Origin of the sequence: Sphingomonas morindae, assembly GCF_023822065.1 — a bacterium.
In the GTDB taxonomy this organism is placed as follows: Bacteria; Pseudomonadota; Alphaproteobacteria; order Sphingomonadales; family Sphingomonadaceae; genus Solisphingomonas; species Solisphingomonas morindae.
Window position 1 is genome coordinate 1,202,698 of record NZ_CP084930.1, and the last position, 20,084, is coordinate 1,222,781.

At 70.7% G+C, this 20,084-nt stretch carries 21 protein-coding genes; 7 read left to right on the forward strand and 14 right to left on the reverse strand.

Annotated elements, in window-relative coordinates; translation table 11 throughout:
* Positions 1-21 precede the first annotated feature (21 nt).
* The 3 genes from LHA26_RS05865 to LHA26_RS05875 form a co-directional block, all read right to left on the reverse strand.
* Positions 22-768, reverse strand: coding sequence for a YebC/PmpR family DNA-binding transcriptional regulator (locus tag LHA26_RS05865; RefSeq protein ID WP_252167797.1), 747 nt, complete (start codon positions 766-768; stop codon positions 22-24).
* Positions 769-884: 116 nt separating this feature from the next.
* Positions 885-1,127: a DUF2312 domain-containing protein gene (locus LHA26_RS05870; protein ID WP_252167798.1), complete on the reverse strand. Its 243-nt coding sequence runs from the start codon at positions 1,125-1,127 to the stop codon at positions 885-887.
* A 58-nt stretch (positions 1,128-1,185) separates the two neighbouring features.
* On the reverse strand, positions 1,186-1,485 hold the full coding sequence (locus tag LHA26_RS05875; protein WP_252167799.1) for a DUF1244 domain-containing protein: 300 nt from the start codon (positions 1,483-1,485) through the stop codon (positions 1,186-1,188).
* Between the two features lie 77 nt (positions 1,486-1,562).
* Between LHA26_RS05875 and pyk the strand changes: the two genes are divergently transcribed.
* Together pyk and LHA26_RS05885 are read left to right on the forward strand one after the other, a co-directional pair.
* A complete protein-coding gene (gene pyk, locus LHA26_RS05880) occupies positions 1,563-3,032 on the forward strand; it encodes a pyruvate kinase (RefSeq protein WP_252167800.1) in 1,470 nt (489 codons plus the stop codon).
* 121 nt (positions 3,033-3,153) lie between these two features.
* Positions 3,154-4,371 (forward strand): hypothetical protein, encoded by a 1,218-nt coding sequence (locus LHA26_RS05885; RefSeq protein WP_252167801.1) that lies wholly within the window; start codon positions 3,154-3,156, stop codon positions 4,369-4,371.
* Between the two features lie 102 nt (positions 4,372-4,473).
* Here the strand turns inward: LHA26_RS05885 and ykgO are convergent, their stop codons facing one another.
* Complete coding sequence (ykgO, locus tag LHA26_RS05890) at positions 4,474-4,599, reverse strand: type B 50S ribosomal protein L36 (RefSeq protein WP_004210176.1); 126 nt, start codon at positions 4,597-4,599, stop codon at positions 4,474-4,476.
* A gap of 217 nt (positions 4,600-4,816) precedes the next feature.
* Between ykgO and LHA26_RS05895 the strand changes: the two genes are divergently transcribed.
* Positions 4,817-5,467 (forward strand): DUF4136 domain-containing protein, encoded by a 651-nt coding sequence (locus LHA26_RS05895; RefSeq protein WP_252167802.1) that lies wholly within the window; start codon positions 4,817-4,819, stop codon positions 5,465-5,467.
* Positions 5,464-6,585: a M14 family metallopeptidase gene (locus LHA26_RS05900; protein ID WP_252167803.1), complete on the forward strand. Its 1,122-nt coding sequence runs from the start codon at positions 5,464-5,466 to the stop codon at positions 6,583-6,585. The genes LHA26_RS05895 and LHA26_RS05900 overlap by 4 nt, the downstream gene beginning before the upstream one ends.
* An 18-nt stretch (positions 6,586-6,603) precedes the next feature.
* Here the strand turns inward: LHA26_RS05900 and mltG are convergent, their stop codons facing one another.
* The 5 genes from mltG to fabD all read right to left on the reverse strand — a co-directional run bounded on the left by mltG (position 6,604) and on the right by fabD (position 11,050).
* Positions 6,604-7,563, reverse strand: coding sequence for an endolytic transglycosylase MltG (gene mltG, locus LHA26_RS05905; protein ID WP_252167804.1), 960 nt, complete (start codon positions 7,561-7,563; stop codon positions 6,604-6,606).
* Between the two features lie 9 nt (positions 7,564-7,572).
* Positions 7,573-8,832, reverse strand: coding sequence for a beta-ketoacyl-ACP synthase II (gene fabF, locus LHA26_RS05910; RefSeq protein WP_252167805.1), 1,260 nt, complete (start codon positions 8,830-8,832; stop codon positions 7,573-7,575).
* 165 nt (positions 8,833-8,997) lie between these two features.
* Positions 8,998-9,234: an acyl carrier protein gene (locus LHA26_RS05915; protein WP_252167806.1), complete on the reverse strand. Its 237-nt coding sequence runs from the start codon at positions 9,232-9,234 to the stop codon at positions 8,998-9,000.
* Positions 9,235-9,362: 128 nt separating this feature from the next.
* On the reverse strand, positions 9,363-10,103 hold the full coding sequence (fabG, locus tag LHA26_RS05920) for a 3-oxoacyl-[acyl-carrier-protein] reductase (RefSeq protein ID WP_252167807.1): 741 nt from the start codon (positions 10,101-10,103) through the stop codon (positions 9,363-9,365).
* Between the two features lie 11 nt (positions 10,104-10,114).
* Entirely contained in the window at positions 10,115-11,050 is a 936-nt protein-coding gene (gene fabD, locus LHA26_RS05925) for an ACP S-malonyltransferase (RefSeq protein ID WP_252167808.1), read from the reverse strand.
* A 271-nt stretch (positions 11,051-11,321) separates the two neighbouring features.
* On the opposite strand from fabD, the gene rpsF reads away from it, so the two are divergent.
* Genes rpsF through rplI form a run of 3 tightly spaced genes read left to right on the forward strand, consistent with a single transcriptional unit; the run spans position 11,322 to position 12,570 of the window.
* On the forward strand, positions 11,322-11,723 hold the full coding sequence (gene rpsF, locus LHA26_RS05930; RefSeq protein ID WP_252167809.1) for a 30S ribosomal protein S6: 402 nt from the start codon (positions 11,322-11,324) through the stop codon (positions 11,721-11,723).
* Between the two features lie 19 nt (positions 11,724-11,742).
* Complete coding sequence (gene rpsR, locus LHA26_RS05935) at positions 11,743-11,967, forward strand: 30S ribosomal protein S18 (protein ID WP_019833151.1); 225 nt, start codon at positions 11,743-11,745, stop codon at positions 11,965-11,967.
* 12 nt (positions 11,968-11,979) lie between these two features.
* Positions 11,980-12,570: a 50S ribosomal protein L9 gene (gene rplI, locus LHA26_RS05940; protein WP_252167810.1), complete on the forward strand. Its 591-nt coding sequence runs from the start codon at positions 11,980-11,982 to the stop codon at positions 12,568-12,570.
* A 117-nt stretch (positions 12,571-12,687) separates the two neighbouring features.
* Here rplI and LHA26_RS05945 read toward each other — a convergent pair whose 3' ends face one another.
* The 5 genes from LHA26_RS05945 to LHA26_RS05965 all read right to left on the reverse strand — a co-directional run bounded on the left by LHA26_RS05945 (position 12,688) and on the right by LHA26_RS05965 (position 19,938).
* Positions 12,688-13,977: an adenylosuccinate synthase gene (locus LHA26_RS05945; protein ID WP_252167811.1), complete on the reverse strand. Its 1,290-nt coding sequence runs from the start codon at positions 13,975-13,977 to the stop codon at positions 12,688-12,690.
* Positions 13,977-15,101, reverse strand: coding sequence for an ATP phosphoribosyltransferase regulatory subunit (locus tag LHA26_RS05950; RefSeq protein WP_252167812.1), 1,125 nt, complete (start codon positions 15,099-15,101; stop codon positions 13,977-13,979). Before LHA26_RS05950 ends, LHA26_RS05945 begins: the two co-directional genes overlap by 1 nt.
* 97 nt (positions 15,102-15,198) lie before the next feature.
* A complete protein-coding gene (gene serA, locus LHA26_RS05955) occupies positions 15,199-16,779 on the reverse strand; it encodes a phosphoglycerate dehydrogenase (RefSeq protein ID WP_252168301.1) in 1,581 nt (526 codons plus the stop codon).
* Between the two features lie 98 nt (positions 16,780-16,877).
* Positions 16,878-18,068 (reverse strand): phosphoserine transaminase, encoded by a 1,191-nt coding sequence (locus LHA26_RS05960; RefSeq protein ID WP_252167813.1) that lies wholly within the window; start codon positions 18,066-18,068, stop codon positions 16,878-16,880.
* A gap of 91 nt (positions 18,069-18,159) precedes the next feature.
* Entirely contained in the window at positions 18,160-19,938 is a 1,779-nt protein-coding gene (locus tag LHA26_RS05965) for an ABC-F family ATP-binding cassette domain-containing protein (protein ID WP_252167814.1), read from the reverse strand.
* Positions 19,939-20,084: the final 146 nt, after the last annotated feature.

Sequence of the window (20,084 nt, forward strand, 5' to 3'; positions counted from 1 at the left end):
CGGCGCGGGGCGGCCGCGGGCTCAGCCGACCTGCTCCATCACCGCATCGGGCACGTCGTAATTGCCCCAGACCGTCTGCACATCATCGTCATCGTCGAGCGCGTCGATGAGCTTGAGCAGTTGCTGCGCATCCTCGACGCTGGTCAGCGTAACCTGGGTCTGCGGCCGCCAGGCGAGCTTCACGCCCTCGGGCTCGCCGAGCTTGGCCTCGAGCGCCTTGGCCACTTCGTGCAGCGAATCGACCGCGGTCCAGATCTCGTGCCCATCCTCCGAGGAGGAGACATCCTCCGCGCCCGCCTCCAGCGCGGCCTCGAACACCGTGTCAGGATCGCCCGCCTTGGCCGGATAGTTAATCAGCCCGCGCCGGTCGAAGCCATGGCTGACCGCGCCGCTCGCGCCGAGATTGCCGCCATTCTTGGAGACGGCGGTGCGGACATTGGTGGCGGTGCGGTTGCGATTGTCGGTCAGCGTCTCGATGATGAGCGCGACGCCGCCGGGACCGAAGCCCTCGTACCGGACCTCCTCGAAATTATCCATTTCGTTGCCCGCCGCCTTCTCGATGGCGCGGCGGATATTGTCGTTGGGCATGGACTGCGCCCGCGCGGCGACGATCGCCGAGCGCAGCCGGGCGTTCATGTCCGGATCGGGCAGGCCGGCCTTGGCCGCGACGGTGATCTCGCGCGAGAGCTTGGAGAAGAGCGCCGAACGCTTCTTATCCTGTGCGCCCTTGCGGTACATGATGTTCTTGAACTTGGAATGGCCGGCCATCGCCGTTCTCGTCCTGTTTGTGCGCCTGAATCGGTCGCTTGCTCTACGGTCGCCGCGCGGCCGGCGCAACGGGCGGCCGCCGGGTGCCGACCCGCCGCCGCGCCGCGCCGCCCGGCTCAGCTCAGGCCCAGCGCCGCCTTATAGGTCTCGAGCAGCGCCTCGGCCTCGTCGCGCGCATTCTTCTCCATCTTCCGGAGCCGCACGATCTGGCGCATCGTCTTGGGGTCGTAGCCCTGCGACTTGGCCTCCAGATAGACGTCCTTGATGTCGTCCTGCATGCCCTTCTTCTCTTCCTCCAAGCGCTCGATGCGTTCGATGAAGAGGCGCAGCTGATCGGCTGCGACGTTGCCGTCACTCATGGGTGTCCCCGCTCCCGATTCGGATGGAGCGCGGGGATAGGGGAGGCGGGGCTCGGGCTCAAGCGGGCTGGTTGCGGCGCACGCTCTCCGCCATGCGCGCCAGCTGCTCGGGCGTGGCCTCGGCCTGGTGCCGCGCCTTCCACTCGTCATAGGGCATGCCGTAGATCGCGGTGCGCGCCGCCGCCTTGTCCAGCGTGCCCGCGGACGCCTCGGCCAGCCAGTCCGACAGGCAGTTGCGGCAGAAGCCGGCGAGCCCCATCAGATCGACATTCTGCGCGTCCGCGCGATGGCGCAGGTGCCGCACCAGGCGCCGGAAGGCGGCCGCCGCCACCCGATCGTCAACGGCTTCGATGTCCATGGATCACTCCTCGGTTGATCTATCGCTCCAACTGCCTAGAGGCAGTCGCTCGCAACCATGTAGGAGCCCGATCGGTCATGTCGATCAAGACGAGCGCACTCGAGCCGCGCCAGCGCAAGGTGCGCATCCTCGCGACGCTCGGGCCGGCCAGCCGGTCGCCCGAGATGATCGAAACCCTGTTCATCGCCGGCGCGGACGCCTTCCGCCTCAATATGAGCCATGGCGATCATGCCGATCATGCCGCCTCGGTGGTGGCGATCCGCGCGCTCGAGAAAAAATATAATCGGCCGACCACGATCCTGGCCGATCTCCAGGGGCCCAAGCTGCGCGTCGGCACCTTCGCCGAAGGGCTGGTGACGCTGCGCAAGGGCGAGACCTTCGTGCTCGACCGCGATCCCACGCCGGGCGATGCCGGGCGCGTGCACCTCCGCCACAAGGAAATCTACCAGGCGCTGCGGCCGGGCGAGCGGCTGCTGCTCGACGATGGCAAGCTGGTGCTGCGCGTCACCGAGTGCGACGACCAGCGGATCGAGACGATCGTCGAGGTCGGCGGCCCGCTCTCCAACCACAAGGGGCTCAACGTGCCCGACGTGGTGGTGCCGCTCGCCGCGCTCACCGAGAAGGACCGGCTCGATCTCGCCTTCGCGCTCGAACAGGGGGTGGATTGGATCGCGCTCTCCTTCGTGCAGCGGCCCGACGATCTCGCCGAGGCGCGCAAGCTGGTCGGCGGCCGCGCCGCGCTGCTCGCCAAGCTCGAAAAGCCGGCCGCGATCGATCGCCTCGAGGAGATCGTCGAGATGGCCGATGCGGTGATGGTGGCGCGCGGCGATCTCGGCGTCGAGCTGCCGCCCGAGAAGGTGCCGCCGATCCAGAAGCGCATCGTCGCCGCCGCGCGCACGCTCGGCCGGCCCGTGGTGGTCGCCACGCAGATGCTCGAATCGATGATCAAGGCGCCCACGCCGACCCGCGCCGAGGTGTCCGACGTCGCCACCGCCATCTATGACGGCGCCGACGCGATCATGCTCTCCGCCGAAAGCGCCGCCGGCGACTGGCCCGAGGAAGCGGTGGCGATGATGGACCGCATCGCCCGCACCGTGGAAAGCGATCCCGCCTATTTCGCGCGCGTCCACTTCACCGAGACGCGGCCGGACGCCACCACCGCCGATGCCATCGCCTCGGCGGCGGCGCGCATCGTCGATACCGTCTCGGCGGCGACGATCGTCTGCTACACCAGCTCCGGCGGCACCGTCCGGCGCGTCTCGCGCGAGCGGCCGCGCGTGCCGATGCTGGCGCTCACCCCCAAGCTGGAGACGGCGCGGCGGCTGGGCCTGGTGTGGGGCACCCATGCGGTGCACACGCGCGACATCGCCAGCTTCGAGGAGATGGTCGCCAAGGCGCGGCGGATGGCGCTGCGCGCGCGCGTGGCGAAGGGCGGCGATCCCGTGGTGCTGATGGCGGGCGTGCCCTTCGGCACGCCGGGCGCCACCAACGTCCTCCATGTCGTCCGCCTGCGCGGCGACGAGCTCAAGAACTACCACGCCGATTGAGCGCCGGCGCGCCCGGCTGCGGCCGGGCGCGCCGCGTAATCGCCCCGGGCGGCGCTTAGCGCGGCCTTAATCTTCGCCGGCTAGGCGTGCGGGCTTTGCACCAGCAGCGGGCGCCCGGCGGATGCGCATCGAACCCACCGCGCCGATCGGCGCCAGCCCCACGATCGCGCTGGACGCTCTGCTCACCCGCCGCGATCCCGCCCGCGCGCCGGTGGACGTGGTGATCGAGCAGCTGACCGAGACGGGCGCGACGCTCGCCACCGAGGCGCCGCTGCCCGAGCAGAGCCTGCTCAAGCTCCATATCGATCGGGTCGGCGTCCGGCTGGCGCAGGTGGTGGAAAGCCGCGCCCAGCGGATGACGATCGCCTTCGATCAGCCGCTGCCCGAGGCGGCGCTGGCCCGTGCCCGCGCGCTTCCGCGTCTCGCCAGCGTGGCGGTGCCGCAGCGCGCCGTGACCACGCCCGGCGCCCCCGCCGCGCCGGCGCCGCGCGGCCAGCCCGCCCCCGCCGCGTCGCCGGCTCCTGAAGCGTCGCCCGCCGCTCCACCGGTGCCGGCCCCGCAGGGTGGCGCGACCGGGCTGGTCCGCCAGCTCGGCACGCTGATCGCGGGGCTGACCGGCACGTCACCCGCCCCGGCGGCGCCCGGCCCCACCGCGAAAGCCGCCTCGCCGCGCGACGGAAGCCAGGCGGAGCCGGCGCCCGAATCGCCCGCGCCGGGCGCGCAGGCGGAGGCGCCGCTGCTCGCCTATGGACGCCCGGCCCGCGCCGCCGCGACGCCCTCCGCGCGATCATCGGCAGGCGCCCCGATCCCGGAGGCACCACCGCCGCCGCGCGCGCCGGGCACCGCGCTCGGACCCTATGGCCGTGTCTCCGCCGCGCGGCCCGATCCGGCGTCGCCCGCCGCCGCGGCGCCGCCCGCCCCCGCCGGACATGCCGCCGCCGCGAGGTCCGCCCCCCCGGCGCCCGAGGCGGGGATGACCGCACCGAGCGGGCTCGATCAGGCTTTCGCCGCGCCCGTGGCGACGCCCGCGCCCGATTCGGCGGCGCGCGCCGCCGATGTTCCGATGGGCGCCGCCTCGGGCGCGGGGCCGGCACAGCCCGGCCAGGTCGCTGCCCCGCCCGCGATGCCGCTGGCGGTGCCGCAGGACGCCCGCCGCAGCGACGGGCCCGAGCCGCCCGACGATCCCTCGCCGTACCGGCCGAGCGATCCGCCCGCGCCGAATTTTGCCTGGTGGATCCAGCCGCTGCTGCCGCTGATGCGCGGCGAGCGACCGGGCGCCGGCACGCTGCTGGTGCTCGGCGCCGTGATTCTGGTCGGCCTGGCCTGTCTGCTGCGCTAGCACGCGCCGGCGGAGCACGCAAAAAGGCCCGCGGGCCTTATGGCCGCGAGCCCTGATGCACAGGCCGGCATGCCGCGCGGGCGGACGCGCCGCCCGGCCGGATCAGCCCTGGCGCGCCTTGAAGCGGCGGTTGGTCTTGTTGATCACATAGGTGCGACCGCGCCGGCGGATCACCCGGTTATCGCGATGACGGCCCTTGAGCGACTTGAGCGAATTGCGAATCTTCATGGCGCGACGCCTATGCCTTGCTTGATGTGGCGCTCGCGCGCGCACGATTGGCTGGAAAAACGAGGCGTCCGCCTATGGGAGCCGGGCGCCTGAGTCAAGTCCGCCGCTCCGTTCATTTCGGGTGCAGCGTTTCCGCGCGATCGGACGTTCCCTATATATCGTATCGTGCAAGATCATGGCCGGGCTCCGCCTGGCCGGCCAGGGAGAGATCCGAAAGATGGTTCCGTTCCGCCGCGCCGCCCCGCTCGCTTCCGCCGCCGCGCTCGCCCTGGCGCTCGCCGGCTGCACCACCACCCCGCCCGTGGAGGTGACGCGCTTCCACCTCGCCGATCCGATCGCACGGGGCAGCTTCGTCGTCCAGCAGGGCGTGCCCGCCGGCCAGGCGGTGCCGCCCGGGCTGGGCGCGGACAGCCTGGAGCAATCGAGCTATAACCAGATCGTCGCGGGCGCGCTGCAGCGCACGGGCTTCACCCCCGCCGCGTCGATCGCCGATGCCGATCTGGTCGCGTCGGTGATCGTCGACCGCGGCACGCGCGAGGATCTCAGCGCGCGCCAGAGCGGCTTCAGCTTCGGCCTGGGCGGCTTTGGTGGTGGCGGCGGCTATCGCCATGGCGGCACCGCCGTGGGTGGCGGCCTGGGCGTCACGGTGCCGGTCGGCGGCAATCATCCGCGCTACATCATCGGCACGCGGCTGATGGTCCAGCTCAAGCGCCGGTCCGAGGGCACGGTGATCTGGGAAGGCCGCGCCCAGACCGAGGCGCGCGGCGCCGATCCCGCCTCGCAGCCGGACGCCGCGGTGGCCAAGCTCGCCAACGCCTTGTTCACGGGCTTTCCCGGAGAATCAGGACGCACTATCACGGTGAAATGACTATCCGCGTCTCGTCCGCCTTCGACAGTGGCAATATCCGGCTGACCTCGATCCTCGACGATCGGGTCGGCCTGGAGATCGTCCCCGATCATCAGTCCGACTTCTACCAATGGTTCCACTTCCGCGTGCTGGGCGTGCGCGGACGGCGGATCAGCTACGAGATCGGCAATGCCGGCGGCTCGGCCTATCCCGATGGATGGCCGGGCTACCAGGCCTGCTGGTCCGAGGATCGGGTGACCTGGCGGCGCGTGCCCGACACGCGCTACGAAGAGGGCGTGCTGCACTTCAGCCATGTCGCGGAGACGGACAGCATCTGGTTCGCCTATTTCGCGCCCTATTCGCTGGAGCGGCATCTGGATCTGGTCGCGCGGATCGGCGCCTGCCCGGGCGTCCGCGCCTATTCGCTCGGCCAGAGCCTGGACGGGCGGGAGATTGATTGCCTGACGCTGGGCGATGGCCCGGTGCGCGTCTGGCTCTATGGCCGCCAGCATCCCGGCGAGACCATGGCGGAATGGTGGATGGAGGGTGCGCTCGAGGCGCTGACCGATCCCGCCGATCCGATCGCGCGCGCGCTGCGGACCCGCGCCACCTTCCATATCGTGCCCAACATGAACCCGGACGGATCGGCGCGCGGACATCTGCGCACCAATGCCGCGGGCGTGAACCTCAACCGCGAATGGCATGCGCCCAGCGCCGAGCGCGCGCCCGAGGTGCTGGCGGTGCGCAACGCGATGGACCAGACCGGCGTGGATTTCGCCATGGACGTGCATGGCGACGAGGCGATCCCGCACGTCTTCCTGGCCGGGTTCGAGGGCATTCCCTCGCTGACCGAGCGCCAGACCGCGCTGTTCGCGCGCTACAGCGCCGCGCTGGTGCGGCGCACCCCCGATTTCCAGACGCGGCGGGGCTATGGCGTGGCGGGTGCCGGCAAGGCCAATCTCACCATGTCCACCAACCAGCTCGCCGAGCGCTTCGGCTGCGTCGCGATGACGCTCGAGATGCCGTTCAAGGACAATGACGATCTGCCCTCGCCCGAATTCGGCTGGTCGGCCGAGCGGTCCAAGCGGCTGGGCGCGGCCTGCCTCGCCGCCCTGTGGGACATGATCGGCGAGATCTGAGCGCCCGCCGCGCGCGGGCTACATCTCGCCCCGCGCGCGGCGAATGGCGAACCACTTGGCCACGTTCGCATTATGCTCCGCCAGCGTATCGGCGAAGACATGGCCGCCCTTGCCATTGGCGACGAAGTAGAGCGCCTTGCTGGGCGCGGGGTGCAGCACCGCCGCCAGCGAGGCGCGGCCGGGATTGCAGATCGGCCCCGCCGGCAGGCCGGCCATGGCATAGGTGTTATAGCCGTTGCGCGCGTGCAGCTCCGATTCGCGGATGCGACGGCCGAGCGGGCGGCCCTTGGTGATCGGGTAGATGACGGTGGGATCGGCCTGGAGCGGCATGCCCAGGCGCAGCCGGTTCGCGTAGACGGCGGCGACGGTGGTCCGCTCGGCCGCGATCGCGGTTTCCTTCTCCACGATCGAGGCCAGGATCAGCGCCTCGCGGGGGCTGGTGACGATCAGCCCCGGCGCCCGCGCCTGCCAGAGCCGCGCGAGCTGCGTGTCCATCGCCCGCGTCATGCGCGCCGCCACCGCGGCGCGGGTCTCGCCCGGCTGATAGGCATAGCTGTCGGGCAGCACGCTGCCTTCGGCGGGCGTCGGCGCGGGGCCGATCAGGCCGGCGGCGGCGGCGAGCTTGTCGTGCACCAGCACCGAGGGCATGCCTTCGGGCACGGTCAGCAGATGCAGCAGCGGCCGGCCATGCTGCAGCAGATCGAGGATGCGCGCCGGGCTCGCGCCGGCGGGGATGGCGAATTCGCCCGCGCGGATCGGATCGGACGATCCGAAGAGCCGGGCCAGGCGGCGGAACAGCTCGATCGAGGGGATCGCGCCCGCGCGGCGCAGTTCGCGCGCCGCCACCGCCAGCGTGGCGCCTTCGGGAATGGCGACGCTGGTCTGGCGCGGCAGCGGGCCCGGGCCCCGCCACAGCCAGGTGGCGCCGCCAAGCCCGATGGCGGCGACCGCCAGCACCAGGAGCAGGAGCCGGCGCATCGCCCCGCCTCAGACCGCGCGCATCACCAGGCTGGCGTTGGTTCCGCCAAAGCCGAAGCTGTTGTTCAGCACCGCCCGCACCGTCCGCTGCTTGGCCGTGTGCGGCACGAGATCGACCCCGAGACAGCTGTCGCTCGGATTGTCGAGGTTGAGCGTCGGCGGCACGATCTGGTCGCGCAGCGCGAGGATGCAGAAGATGCTCTCCACCGCCCCGGCGCCGCCCAGCAGATGGCCGATCGCGGATTTGGTGGACGACATGGACAGCCCGCCGATCGCGCTGCCGAACAGCCGCCGGACGGCGCCCAGCTCGAGTTCGTCGCCCAGCGGAGTCGAGGTGCCATGGGCGTTGATATAGTCGATATCCTCCAGCGCGAGGCCCGACTTCTTCAGCGCCATGCGCATCGAACGGAAGGCGCCATCGCCCTCGGGATGCGGCGCGGTGACGTGATAGGCGTCGCCCGACAGACCATAGCCGATCACCTCGGCGTAGATCTTGGCGCCGCGCGCCTTGGCATGCTCATATTCCTCGAGCACCACCACCCCCGCGCCCTCGCCCATGACGAAGCCGTCGCGATCCTTGTCATAGGGTCGGCTGGCCTTTTCGGGCGTGTCGTTGAAGCTGGTGGAAAGCGCGCGCGCCTGGGCGAAGCCGGCGATGCCGAGCGGACAGATCGCCCCCTCGGCGCCGCCCGCGAGCATGATGTCGGCATCGTCCATGGCGATCATGCGCGCGGCGTCGCCGATCGCGTGCGCGCCCGTGGAGCAGGCGGTGACGACCGCGTGATTGGGGCCCTTCAGCCCATATTTGATCGAGACCTGGCCCGAGATGAGGTTGATCAGCCGGCCATGGACGAAATGGGGCGAGACGCGGCGCGGCCCCTTCTCGTGCAGCACGATCGATTCGCTCTCGATGCCCGGCAGGCCGCCAATGCCCGAGCCGATCGACAGGCCCGCGCGCTCGCGCGTTTCGTCGGCCATGTCGAGCAGCCCGGCATCCTCAAGCGCCTGGCCGGCGGCATCGATGCCATAGACGATGAACGGATCGACCTGGCGCTGCACCTTGTGATCCACGCGCTTGCCGGCGTCGAAGCCATAGGGATGATCGGCCGGCTTCACCTCGCAGGCGACCTGGCAGGCCATGGCCGAGGCATCGAAGCGGGTGATGCGGCCGGCGCCCGATTTGGCGGCGATGATGTTCGCCCAGGCGGTCTCGACATCCGCGCCGAGCGGCGTGACCAGCCCCAGACCCGTGACGACTACACGGCGCATGCGCAAATCCTCTCGTCTCTCATGCGCCCGGCGGCCCTGACGGGGCTGAAGCCCCGGCGCCGGCGCGCGGCCACCCCATGTGGGATCGCCGGCTCAAAAAGAAAACGGCCCCCGGCACCGGCTGACCGGGGCGGGGGCCGCATGTCCGACCGACGGGCGGTCGGCTCAGCCCTTGTGGCTGTCGATATAGGTGATCGCGTCCTTCACGGTCGTGATCTTCTCGGCGGCGTCGTCGGGGATCTCGACCCCGAACTCCTCCTCGAACGCCATAACCAGCTCGACGATGTCGAGGCTGTCGGCGCCGAGATCGTCGATGAAGCTGGCTTCCTCCGTCACCTTCTCGGCTTCGACGCCGAGATGCTCAACGACGATCTTCTTAACGCGCTCGGCGGTCTCGCTCATGGTCTTCCCTTCGACCTTTTAGGGCTAGTACTGTCGCCGCCCTAGACGCGACCGTCGGGGCGCGCAAGGGGGACCAAGGGTCCGGCGCCGCCAGGGGAGCCCCCCGCGCGGCCTGCCGCAGCTTATGGTCAGATCATCGCCATTCCGCCGTTCACATGCAAGGTCTGGCCGGTCACATAGCCCGCCTCGCGCGCGGCGAGATAGGTGACGGCGGCGGCGATATCATGCCCGCTGCCCAGCGCGCCCGCCGGAATGCGGCCGAGAATGGCGGTGCGCTGCGGCTCCGACAGGGCATCCGTCATCGCCGAGGCGATGAAGCCGGGGGCGACGCAATTGACCGTGATATGGCGGCTCGCCAGTTCCTGCGCCAGCGCCTTGGACATGCCGATCAGCCCCGCCTTGGACGCGGCATAATTGGCCTGGCCCGGATTGCCGGTGACGCCGACCACCGACGTGATCGAGATGATGCGCCCGAAGCGCTGCTTCATCATCGGCTTGGCGGCGGCCCGGATGAGCCTGAAGGCGGCCTCCAGATTGACCCGGATCACCTGCTCCCACTCCTCGTCCTTCATGCGCATGGCGAGATTGTCCCGCGTCACGCCGGCATTGTTGACGAGAATGTCCAGCCGGCCGCCCAGCGCCTCCACCGCGCGCGGCACCAGCCCGTCCACGGCGGCGGTGTCGGACAGATCGCACGCCAGCGGCACGGGATCGCCGGGCAGGCCGGCGGCGAGCGCGCGCAGCTTCTCCTCGCTCGTGCCGGACACGGCCACCCGCGCCCCCTGCGCCGCCAGCGTCGCGGCGATCGCCGAGCCGATGCCGCCGCTCGCGCCGGTCACCAGCGCGGTCATGCCGTTGAGGTCGAACATGTCAGTCTCCGTCAGAGCGTCTTTGCGAAAGCCTCGATATCGGCCATGGTGACGAGCGAGATCGCGCCTGCCTCGGGGGCGATCCGCTTCACCATCGGCCCCAGCACCTTGCCGCCGAACTCGACAAATTCGGCGACGCCGGCCTCGGCCATCGCGGCGACGCTCTCGCGCCAGCGCACCGTGCCCGTCACCTGATCCACCAGCAAGGTGCGGATGGCGGCGGGATCGGCCACCGGCGCGGCGGTGACATTGGCGAAGACGGGCACCAGCGGCGCGCGCAGATCGGCGCGCGCCAGCGCCTGGTCCATCACCCGCGCCGCCGGCTCCATCAGCGCGCAATGGAAGGGCGCCGAGACGGGCAGCAGCATGGCGCGCTTGCCGCCGCGCACCTTGGCCAGCTCCACCGCGCGCTCCACCGCCGCCTTCGCCCCGGAAATCACCACCTGGCCGGGCGCATTGTCGTTGGCGGCCTCGCACACCTCATGCTCGGCGGCATCGGCCGCGATCTGGCGGGCGGCCTCGAAATCGAGCCCGAGCAGGGCCGCCATCGCGCCCTGCCCGACCGGCACCGCCGCCTGCATCGCGGCACCCCGGGTGCGCAGCAGCCGCGCCGTCTCGGCAAGGCCGAGCGCGCCCGCGGCGCACAGCGCGCTATATTCGCCGAGGCTGTGGCCCGCGACATAGGCGGCCGCGTCGACCAGCTTCACCCCGCCCTCGCGCTCCAGCACGCGCAGCGTGGCGATGGCGTTGGCCATGATCGCCGGCTGGGCATTTTCGGTGAGCATCAGCGCGTCGGCCGGGCCTTCCGCCATCAGCCGGAAGAGATTCTGGCCGAGCGCCTCGTCGACCTCCTGAAACGTCTCGCGCGCCGCCGCGCTGGCCGAGGCGAGCGCCTGGCCCATGCCGACCGACTGGCTGCCCTGGCCGGGAAAGATGAAGGCCCGCATGATCCTCTCCTGCTGATCAGGCGCGCCGCGATAGGGGTGTGACGGAAACAAGGCAAGCCGGGTTGCCGCCGCCCGTCGGGGCCGCGGCGCGGGCGCGGCGTCGCTCCGCGGCGGCCGATCGCTTGCCAGCGCGGCGGCTTTCCGCTAGGGGCCGCCGATCCGGGGTGATGGACGCCGAGTCCGTCGCCCCGGCGTTTTTTGGAAGACAGCCGGAGGGGCATGGCGATGGGCGCCATGCCAGCGATCGGCCAACATGGAAGGACAAGGCCACATGGCTCTCTACGAGCATGTGTTCCTCGCGCGCCAGGATCTGGCGCAGGCGCAGGTCGACCAGCTTGCCCAGACCGCGACCGAGATCGTCGAGTCGCTGGGCGGCAAGATCGTCAAGACGGAGACCTGGGGTCTCCGCAGCCTCGCCTATCGCATCGCGAAGAACCGCAAGGCGCATTATGTGCTCCTCGAGATCGACGGCCCCGCTGCCGCCATCGCCGAGCTGGAGCGCCAGATCGCGATCAACGAGGACGTGATCCGCTACATGACCGTGCGCGTCGATGCGCATGAGCAGGGCCCGTCGGCGATGATGCGCCGCAACGAGCGCGACCGCCGCGGCCGCCGCGAGCGTGACGATGCGGAGCGCCCCGAGCGCGCCGACCGTCCCGAGCGCGCCGCCTGAGCCCTGAGGAGAGACAAGAATGGCCCGCCCCTTCTTCCGCCGCCGCAAGAGCTGCCCCTTCTCCGCGAAGGACGCGCCGCGGATCGATTACAAGGATGTCCGTCTGCTGCAGGGCTTCGTGTCCGAGCGCGGCAAGATCGTGCCCAGCCGCATCACCGCGGTGTCGGCCAAGAAGCAGCGTGAGCTTGCCCGCGAGATCAAGCGCGCGCGGCATCTCGGCCTGCTCCCCTATGTCGTGAAGTAAGGAGACGCCCCGATGGAAGTGATCCTGCTGGAGCGCGTCGAGAAGCTCGGCGGCATCGGCGATGTCGTCACGGTGAAGAACGGCTATGCCCGTAACTTCCTGCTGCCGAACAACAAGGCGCTGCGTGCCAACGAAGCCAACCGCAAGGTGTTCGAGGCCAATCGCGCCGTGATCGAGGCCGACAACGCCAAGAAGCGCGCCACCGCCGAGACCGAGGCGAAGGAGATCGACGGCAAGACCGTGACGCTCATCCGCCAGGCCTCCAACACCGGCCAGCTTTATGGTTCGGTGTCGGCCCGCGATCTCGCCGAGCTGCTGGCCGCCGACGGCGCCCATGTCAGCAAGTCGCAGATCGTGCTCGACCGCGCGATCAAGTCGATCGGCCTGCACGAGGTGCGCGTCGTGCTGCACCCCGAAGTGTCGACGATGATCAAGGTCAACGTCGCCCGCTCGCCCGAGGAAGCCGATCTCCAGGCCCAGGGCGTGGATGTCATGGCCGAGATGTTCGAGCGTGACGAAGCCGGCTTCACCGAGGACTATGATCCCAACGCCGAGCCGGGCGCCACCGCCGACGCCGAGCGCGAGGAGCCGGCGGAGGGCTAAGCCCGCCGCCGCCTGCTTCGGCGCACAGAAAAGGCCGCCCGCAGCGCTTGCGGGCGGCCTTTTTCATGGGCGCCTGCCCGGGCGGCCGCCGCGCGGCCCCGCCCGGGCGGGGGCGGCTCAGTCGGCGAAGGGATCGCGCACCAGGATCGTGTCCTCGCGCTCCGGGCTGGTGGAGACCAGCGCCACCGGGCAGCGGATCAGCTCCTCGACGCGGCGGATATATTTGATCGCGGCGGCGGGCAGATCCGCCCAGCTGCGCGCGCCCTGGGTCGATTCGCTCCAGCCCGGCACGCGCTCGTAGATCGGCTCGGCCGCCATCTGGTCGCTGGCATGGGGCGGCAGATAATCCACCACCGTGCCGCCGAGCCGATAGCCGGTGCAGATGAGGATCTCGTCCAGCCCGTCGAGCACGTCGAGCTTGGTCAGCGCGATGCCGGTGATGCCCGAGACCGCCGCCGCCTGCCGCACCAGCACCGCGTCGAACCAGCCGCAGCGCCGCTTGCGGCCGGTGACGGTGCCGAACTCGTGGCCGCGCGTGCCCAGCCGCTCGCCGATCGCATTGTCCTGCTCGGTCGGAAAGGGCCCGGAGCCGACCCGCGTGGTATAGGCCTTGACGATGCCGAGCACATAGCCCGCCGCCGCCGGCCCCAGCCCCGATCCGCCCGCCGCCGTGCCGGCGATGGTGTTGGACGAGGTGACGAACGGATAGGTGCCGTGGTCCACGTCCAGCAGCACGCCCTGCGCGCCCTCGAACAGGATGCGGCGGCCCTGGCGCTTGGCGTCGTCGAGCGTGCGCCAGACGGGCGCGGCGAAGGGCAGCACCAAGGGCGCGATCTCGCGCAGATCGGCCAGCAGCCGCGCGCGATCGATCGGCGGCTCGCCGAAACCGGCGCGCAGCGCGTCATGATGGGCGGTAAGCCGCGCGATCTGCGGCTCGAGGCTGTCGAGATGGGCGAGATCGCACACGCGGATCGCGCGCCGGCCCACCTTGTCCTCATAGGCCGGCCCGATGCCGCGCCGGGTCGTGCCGATCTTGCCGGCGCCGCTCGCATCCTCGCGCAGACCGTCGAGATCGCGGTGGAAGGGCAGGATTAGCGGACAGGTCTCGGCGATGCGCAGCGTATCGGGCGTGATGGTGACACCCTGCGCGGTGAGCTTGGCGATCTCGTCGCGCAGATGCCACGGATCGAGCACCACGCCATTGCCGATCACCGACAGGGTGCCGCGCACGATGCCCGAGGGCAGCAGGCTGAGCTTGTACACGCTCTCGCCCACCACCAGCGTGTGGCCGGCATTATGGCCGCCCTGGAAGCGCACCACCACCTCGGCGCGCTCGGCGAGCCAATCGACGATCTTGCCCTTGCCCTCGTCGCCCCACTGGGCGCCGACTACGGTGACATTGGCCATTATCTGCCTTCCGTTACGGGAGAAAGGGCGCCATTCGCCCAAATGAAGGCGCAGCCGAGCCGCGCCGCATCGTCCTGGGCGGAGAGCGCCGCCACCGTCGCATAGCCCTGGCCGTGCAGCCTGTCCGCCGCCGCCGCGTCATAGCCCTCGGCAAGGAACACCTTGGGCCGGGCGGACGGGGCGAGGCCGGCGGCCACCAGCGGATCGAGATAGAGGGAGAAGCCGGTCGCCGGCTCCTCATGCCCATCGGGATGCAGGATCGTGTAGCTGCCGCCGCGCCCGATCTCGCCGCGCGCGCCCTCCACGAACAGCGAGAAGCCGATCCAGCTCTGATATTCGAAGCCGTGCCGCTCGGTCGGATCCAGCGTGATGCGGGCGCGATCGCCGATGGCGGCGACGATCGCGCGCACGCCGGCCAGCCGCGAGGCGAGCACCGCGCCGCGATCGAGCCCTGCCAGCCGCGCCAGCGCCGCGTCCACCGGGCCGGCCGCCTCGATCAGCGGGAGATAGGCCTCGGCGCCCAGCGCGGCGAGCGCGCCGGCATCCTTGCCGTCCAGCTCGGCGATCACCGCGTCCAGCCGCTCGGCCGGGAGCGGCAAGGGCCCGGCCGCGAGCGTCGGCACCAGATCGGGCAGCGTGATATCGACCGTGAAGCCGCCCGCGCCCGCCAGAGTGAGCGCATCGAGCGCGACGCGGATCGCCTCGATCGCGGCCGCGACGCTGTCGCTGCCCACCAGCTCGCATCCGGCCTGGCACATTTCCCGCTCGGGCCGCAGCTGCGTGCCGCGCACCTTGAGCACCTGGCCGGCATAGCAGAGGCGCAGCGGACGCGGCGCATGCGCCAGCCGGGTGGCGGCGATGCGCCCGACCTGGGCGGTGATATCCGGCCGCAGCGCCAGCGTGCGCTGCGAGATCGGATCCATCATCCGCAGCAGATCGGTCGGCCGCGAGGATTTCAGGCCGCGCGCGATGGTCGTCTCGAACTCGGCGAGCGGCGGCTCGACCCGGGCATAGCCGTTCATCTCCGCCGCCCACAGCACGGCGCCGCGGACACGGCCAAGGGCCTCGGCCTCGGGCGGCAGGCGGTCGCGCAGGCCTTCCGGCAAAAGGGCGGGATTTGTCATGACCGTGGCGTCTTAGCGGCTAATCCTCGGGACGCCAGTGGCGCCGTGCGGCGACCGCCCCGAACCCGCTTGGGTGCGGGGCGGCCGACCCGCCCGCTCAGCCGAAGCGGAGCGCGTGCACGGTGCGCACGCCCGGAAGCGCGCGCAGATCGGCGAGCAGCGCCTCGTCCACCGCCGTATCCACCGAGAGCAGCAGCACCGCCTCGCCCCCGGCGGCGCGGCGGCCGAGATGGAAGGTGCCGATATTCACCCCGGCCTGGCCCAGCGTGGTGCCGAGCCGCCCGATAAAGCCGGGCGCGTCCTCGTTGACGATATAGAGCATCGGACCGGCGAGATCGGCTTCCACCTTGATGCCGAAAATCTCGACCAGCCGCGGCGCGCCGTTGCCGAACAGCGTGCCGGCGACGCTGCGCGGCCCCTCGGCCGTCTCGGCGCTCACGCGCACCAAAGTGTGGTAATCGCCTTCGCGGTCATGGCGCACCTCGCGCACGTCGAGCCCGCGCTCGCGCGCCAGCGTCGGCGCGTTCACCATGTTCACCGTATCGGAATAGACGCGCATCAGCCCGGCCAGCACCGCGCCGGTGATCGGCTTCTGGTTGAGCTCGGCGGCGGCGCCTTCCACCTCGATCGCCACGCCGCGGATCGCGTCGCCCGCCAGCTGGCCCAGCAGCGAGCCGAGCCGCTCCGCCAGCGCCATATAGGGCTTCAGCTTGGGCGCTTCCTCGGCCGAGAGGCTGGGCATGTTGAGCGCGTTGGTGACGCCCCCCGCGATCAGGAAATCGGCCATCTGCTCGGCGACCTGGATCGCGACATTGACCTGCGCCTCGGTGGTGGAGGCGCCCAGATGCGGGGTGGAGATGAAGTTGGGCGTGCCGAACAGCGGCGAGGCCTTGGCCGGCTCCTCGACGAACACGTCGAGCGCGGCGCCGCCGATATGGCCGGAGTCCAGCCCCTCCTTGAGCGCCACCTCGTCCACCAGCCCGCCGCGCGCGCAATTGATGATGCGCACGCCCTTCTTGGCCTTGGCCAGCGCCTCGCGGCTGAGGATGTTGCGCGTCTGGTCGGTCAGCGGCGTGTGCAGCGTGATGAAATCGGCGCGGGCGAGCAGCTGGTCCAGCTCCACCTTCTCCACGCCCAGCTCCAGCGCGCGCTCGGCGGTGAGGAAAGGATCATAGGCGATCACCTTCATCTTCAGGCCCAGCGCGCGATCGGCCACGATCGAGCCGATATTGCCCGCGCCGATCAGGCCCAGCGTCTTGGCGGTCAGCTCCACGCCCATGAAGCGGTTCTTCTCCCACTTGCCGGCCTGGGTGGAGGCATCGGCCTCGGGCAGCTGGCGGGCGAGCGCGAACATCAGCGCGATGGCATGCTCGGCGGTGGTGATGGAGTTGCCGAAGGGCGTGTTCATCACCACGACGCCGGCGGCCGAGGCGGCCGGGATATCGACATTGTCGACGCCGATGCCGGCGCGCCCCACCACCTTGAGATTGGTCGCGGCGGCGAGCACCTCCTTGGTCACCTTGGTGGCCGAGCGGATGGCGAGGCCATCATAGCCGCCGATGATGGCGATCAGCTCGTCCTTGGTCTTGCCGGTAATCTCATCGACCTCGATCCCGCGTTCGCGGAAGATCTGCGCGGCCTTGGGATCCATCTTATCGGAAATCAGCACCTTGGGCATGATCATTCTCTCATTCTGCGTCGCGCCCGCCGCCCGCCCCACAGGGCGCGGCGCGGCGGCGCGGTGATCGGCAAAGGGGGGGCGGCGCGCGACCGGGCTCAGCCGGCGCGCGCCTGCTCGAAGGCCCAGTCGAGCCAGGGGCCGAGCGCCTCGATATCGGCGGTCTCCACCGTCGCGCCGCACCAGATGCGCAGCCCGGCCGGGGCATCGCGGTAGGAGCCGAGATCATAGGCGGCCTCTTCCGCCTCCAGCGCCGCCACCATCTTCTTTTCGAGCGCGGCGAGCGCGGCATCATCGAGCCCGGCCACCGCCTCGCCCGCGAATTTGAGGCAGACGCTAGTGTTGGACCGCACCGCCGGATCGGCGACGAGATGATCGAGCCAGGGCCGCTCCGCGACGAGCGCGTCGAGCGCGGCGGCGTTGGCGTCGGCGCGCGCGATCAGCGCGGAGAGGCCGCCAAGCTGCAGCGCCCATTCGAGCGACCAGATATAATCCTCGACCGCGAGCATGGACGGCGTGTTGATCGTCTCGCCCTTGAAAATGCCCTCGGACAGCTTGCCCTTGGCGGTGAGGCGGAAGATCTTGGGCAGCGGCCAGGCCGGCGTATAGCTTTCGAGCCGCTCGACCGCGCGCGGGCCGAGGATGATGACGCCGTGCGCGCCCTCCGAGCCGAGCGCCTTCTGCCAGGAGAAGGTGACGACATCGAGCTTTTCGATCGGCACCGCCTGGGCGAAGCAGGCCGAGGTCGCGTCGCACAGCAGCAGGCCCTGGCGATCCTCGCGGATCCACGCATCATCGGGCACGCGCACGCCGGAAGTGGTGCCGTTCCAGGTGAAGACCACGTCCTGATCCTGATCGACCTGCGCCAGATCGGGCAGCGCGCCATAGGGCGCCCGGATCACCGTGGGATCGAGCTTGAGCTGCTTGACCGCGTCGGTCACCCAGCCCTCGCCGAAGCTTTCCCAGGCGAGCGTGGTGACCGGCCGCGCGCCAAGCAGCGACCACATCGCCATTTCGAAGGCGCCGGTGTCGGAGCCGGGCACGATCCCGATCCGGTGCGTGTCGGGCACCTGCAGGATCTTGCGGGTCAGCTCGATGGCATGGGCGAGCCGGCTCTTGCCGAGCTTGGAGCGATGCGAGCGGCCGAGCGAGGCATGGGGCAGCTGCCCCGCCTCCCAGCCCGGCGGCTTGGCACAGGGGCCGGAGGAAAAATGCGGGCGCGCCGGCTTGGGCGCGGCGGGACGGGTAGCGGACGCAGTGGTGGCGTCGGGACGCAACAGATCAGTCATGCAAACTCTCCTCGCAGAGAGCACGCGCCGCGTTGGGACGGCGTGGCCCGCCGACGGCTTTAAAGCGCGCCGGCGGCGAGTCAAGCGTCCCTCAGCCGAGCGCCTCGGCCTGTTCGGCAAGCTCGAGCCAGCGCAGCTCGGCCGCCTCCTTGCGCGTCCGCGCCGCTTCGATCGCCTGCATCAGCTGATCGAACTTCTTCGGATTGCGGGTGAAGAGATCGGGATCCGCGAGCGCCGCCTCATCCCGCGCGATCGCCGCCGCCAACGCCTCGATCTCGGCCGGGAGCAGATCCAGATCGCGCTGGTCCTTGTAGCTGAGCTTCGCCTTTTTGGGCGGCGGCGGCGCCTGCTCGCCCCGTGGCGCGGCGGCCTTGCGCGCCTCGGGCCGGGCGGCGCGGCGCTTGGCCCAATCGTCATAGCCGCCCGCGACGATATCCACCGCGCCCGACCCGTCGAGGCCGAGCGTCACCGTGACGGTGCGATCCAGGAAATCGCGATCATGGCTGACGAGCAGCACCGTGCCGTCATAAGCGGCGATCACCTCCTGCAGCAGGTCCAGCGTCTCCATGTCGAGATCGTTGGTCGGCTCGTCGAGCACCAGCAGGTTGGAGGCGCGGGCGAACTCGCGCGCCAGCAACAGGCGCGACCGCTCCCCGCCCGAGAGCGCGTCCACCCGCGCCTCGGCCACCGCCGGATCGAAGAGGAATTCCTTCAGATAGCCGGCGACATGCTTCTTGGTGCCGAGCACGTCGATCCAGTCGCCGCCATCGGCGAGGATCTCGCGGACGGTCCGCCCCGGCGCCAGCAATTTGCGCTGCTGATCGATGACGATGCCGTTCAGCGTTTTGGCGAGCCGCACCTTGCCCTCGTCGGGCGCGATCTCGCCCGTGAGCAGCCGCAGCAGCGTCGTCTTGCCCGCGCCATTGGCGCCGACGATGCCGATCCGGTCGCCGCGCTGGATGCGCAGCGTGAAATCGCGGATCACCGTGCGCGCGCCATAGCGTTTGGCGACATGCTCGGCCTCGATCACCGTCTTGGAGCGCACCTCGTCGGTGGCGATGGCGAGCTTGGCGCCGCCCTGCGGCCCGATCATCGCCGCGCGCTGCGCGCGCATCTCGACGAGCTTGGCGAGCCGGCCCTGGTTGCGGCGGCGGCGCGCGGTGACGCCGCGCTGCAGCCAATGCTCCTCGAGCTTGAGCTTGGCATCGAGCCGCTGCGCGTTGCGCTCCTCCTCGGCATAGACCTGCTCGGTCCAGGCCTCGAAGCCGCCATAGCCGATCTCGGCGCGGCGGATCCCACCCCGGTCCAGCCACAGCGTCTGGCGGGTAAGCCGCGTCAGGAAGGTGCGGTCGTGGCTGATCACCACAAAGGCGCCGGCGAAGCGGTTGAGCCAGCCTTCCAGCCAGTCGATTGCGGCGAGATCGAGATGGTTGGTGGGCTCGTCGAGCAGCAGCACCTGCGGCTCCTGCGCCAGCGCGCGGGCGATCGCGGCGCGACGCCGCTCGCCGCCGCTCGCCGTGGCCGATTCGCGCGAGAGATCGAGCCCGATCTGGTCGGCGATCGCCTCCACCGCATGGCGCGGCGGCGCCTCCGCGCCGGCCAGCGCCCACTCGATCAGCGTGGCGTGTCCGGTGAGATCGGGCTCCTGCTCGAGCAGCACCACCCGCGTGCCGGGCACGATGGTGCGGCGCCCCTCGTCCGCCTCGATATGCCCGGCCAGCGCCTTGAGCAGCGTCGTCTTGCCGGCGCCGTTGCGCCCGATCAGCGCGAGCCGGTCGCGTTCGCCGACGCGCACGTCGAGATGACGGAACAGCCAGCCCGATCCTTGGATCAGGCCGAGATCTTCGAAAGCAAGGATAGGCGCGGCCATAACGGCGCGGAGCTAGGCCATGTGCCGCGCTTTGGGTAGCCCCCGCGCGCGCGCCTTTCGGCACGGGCCGGCTAGTGCGGCGGCGCCACACCGCCCCCGCAAAGCGCCGCACAGCGCCATTCACGGCCTGTTCAAAGCCGGAACGC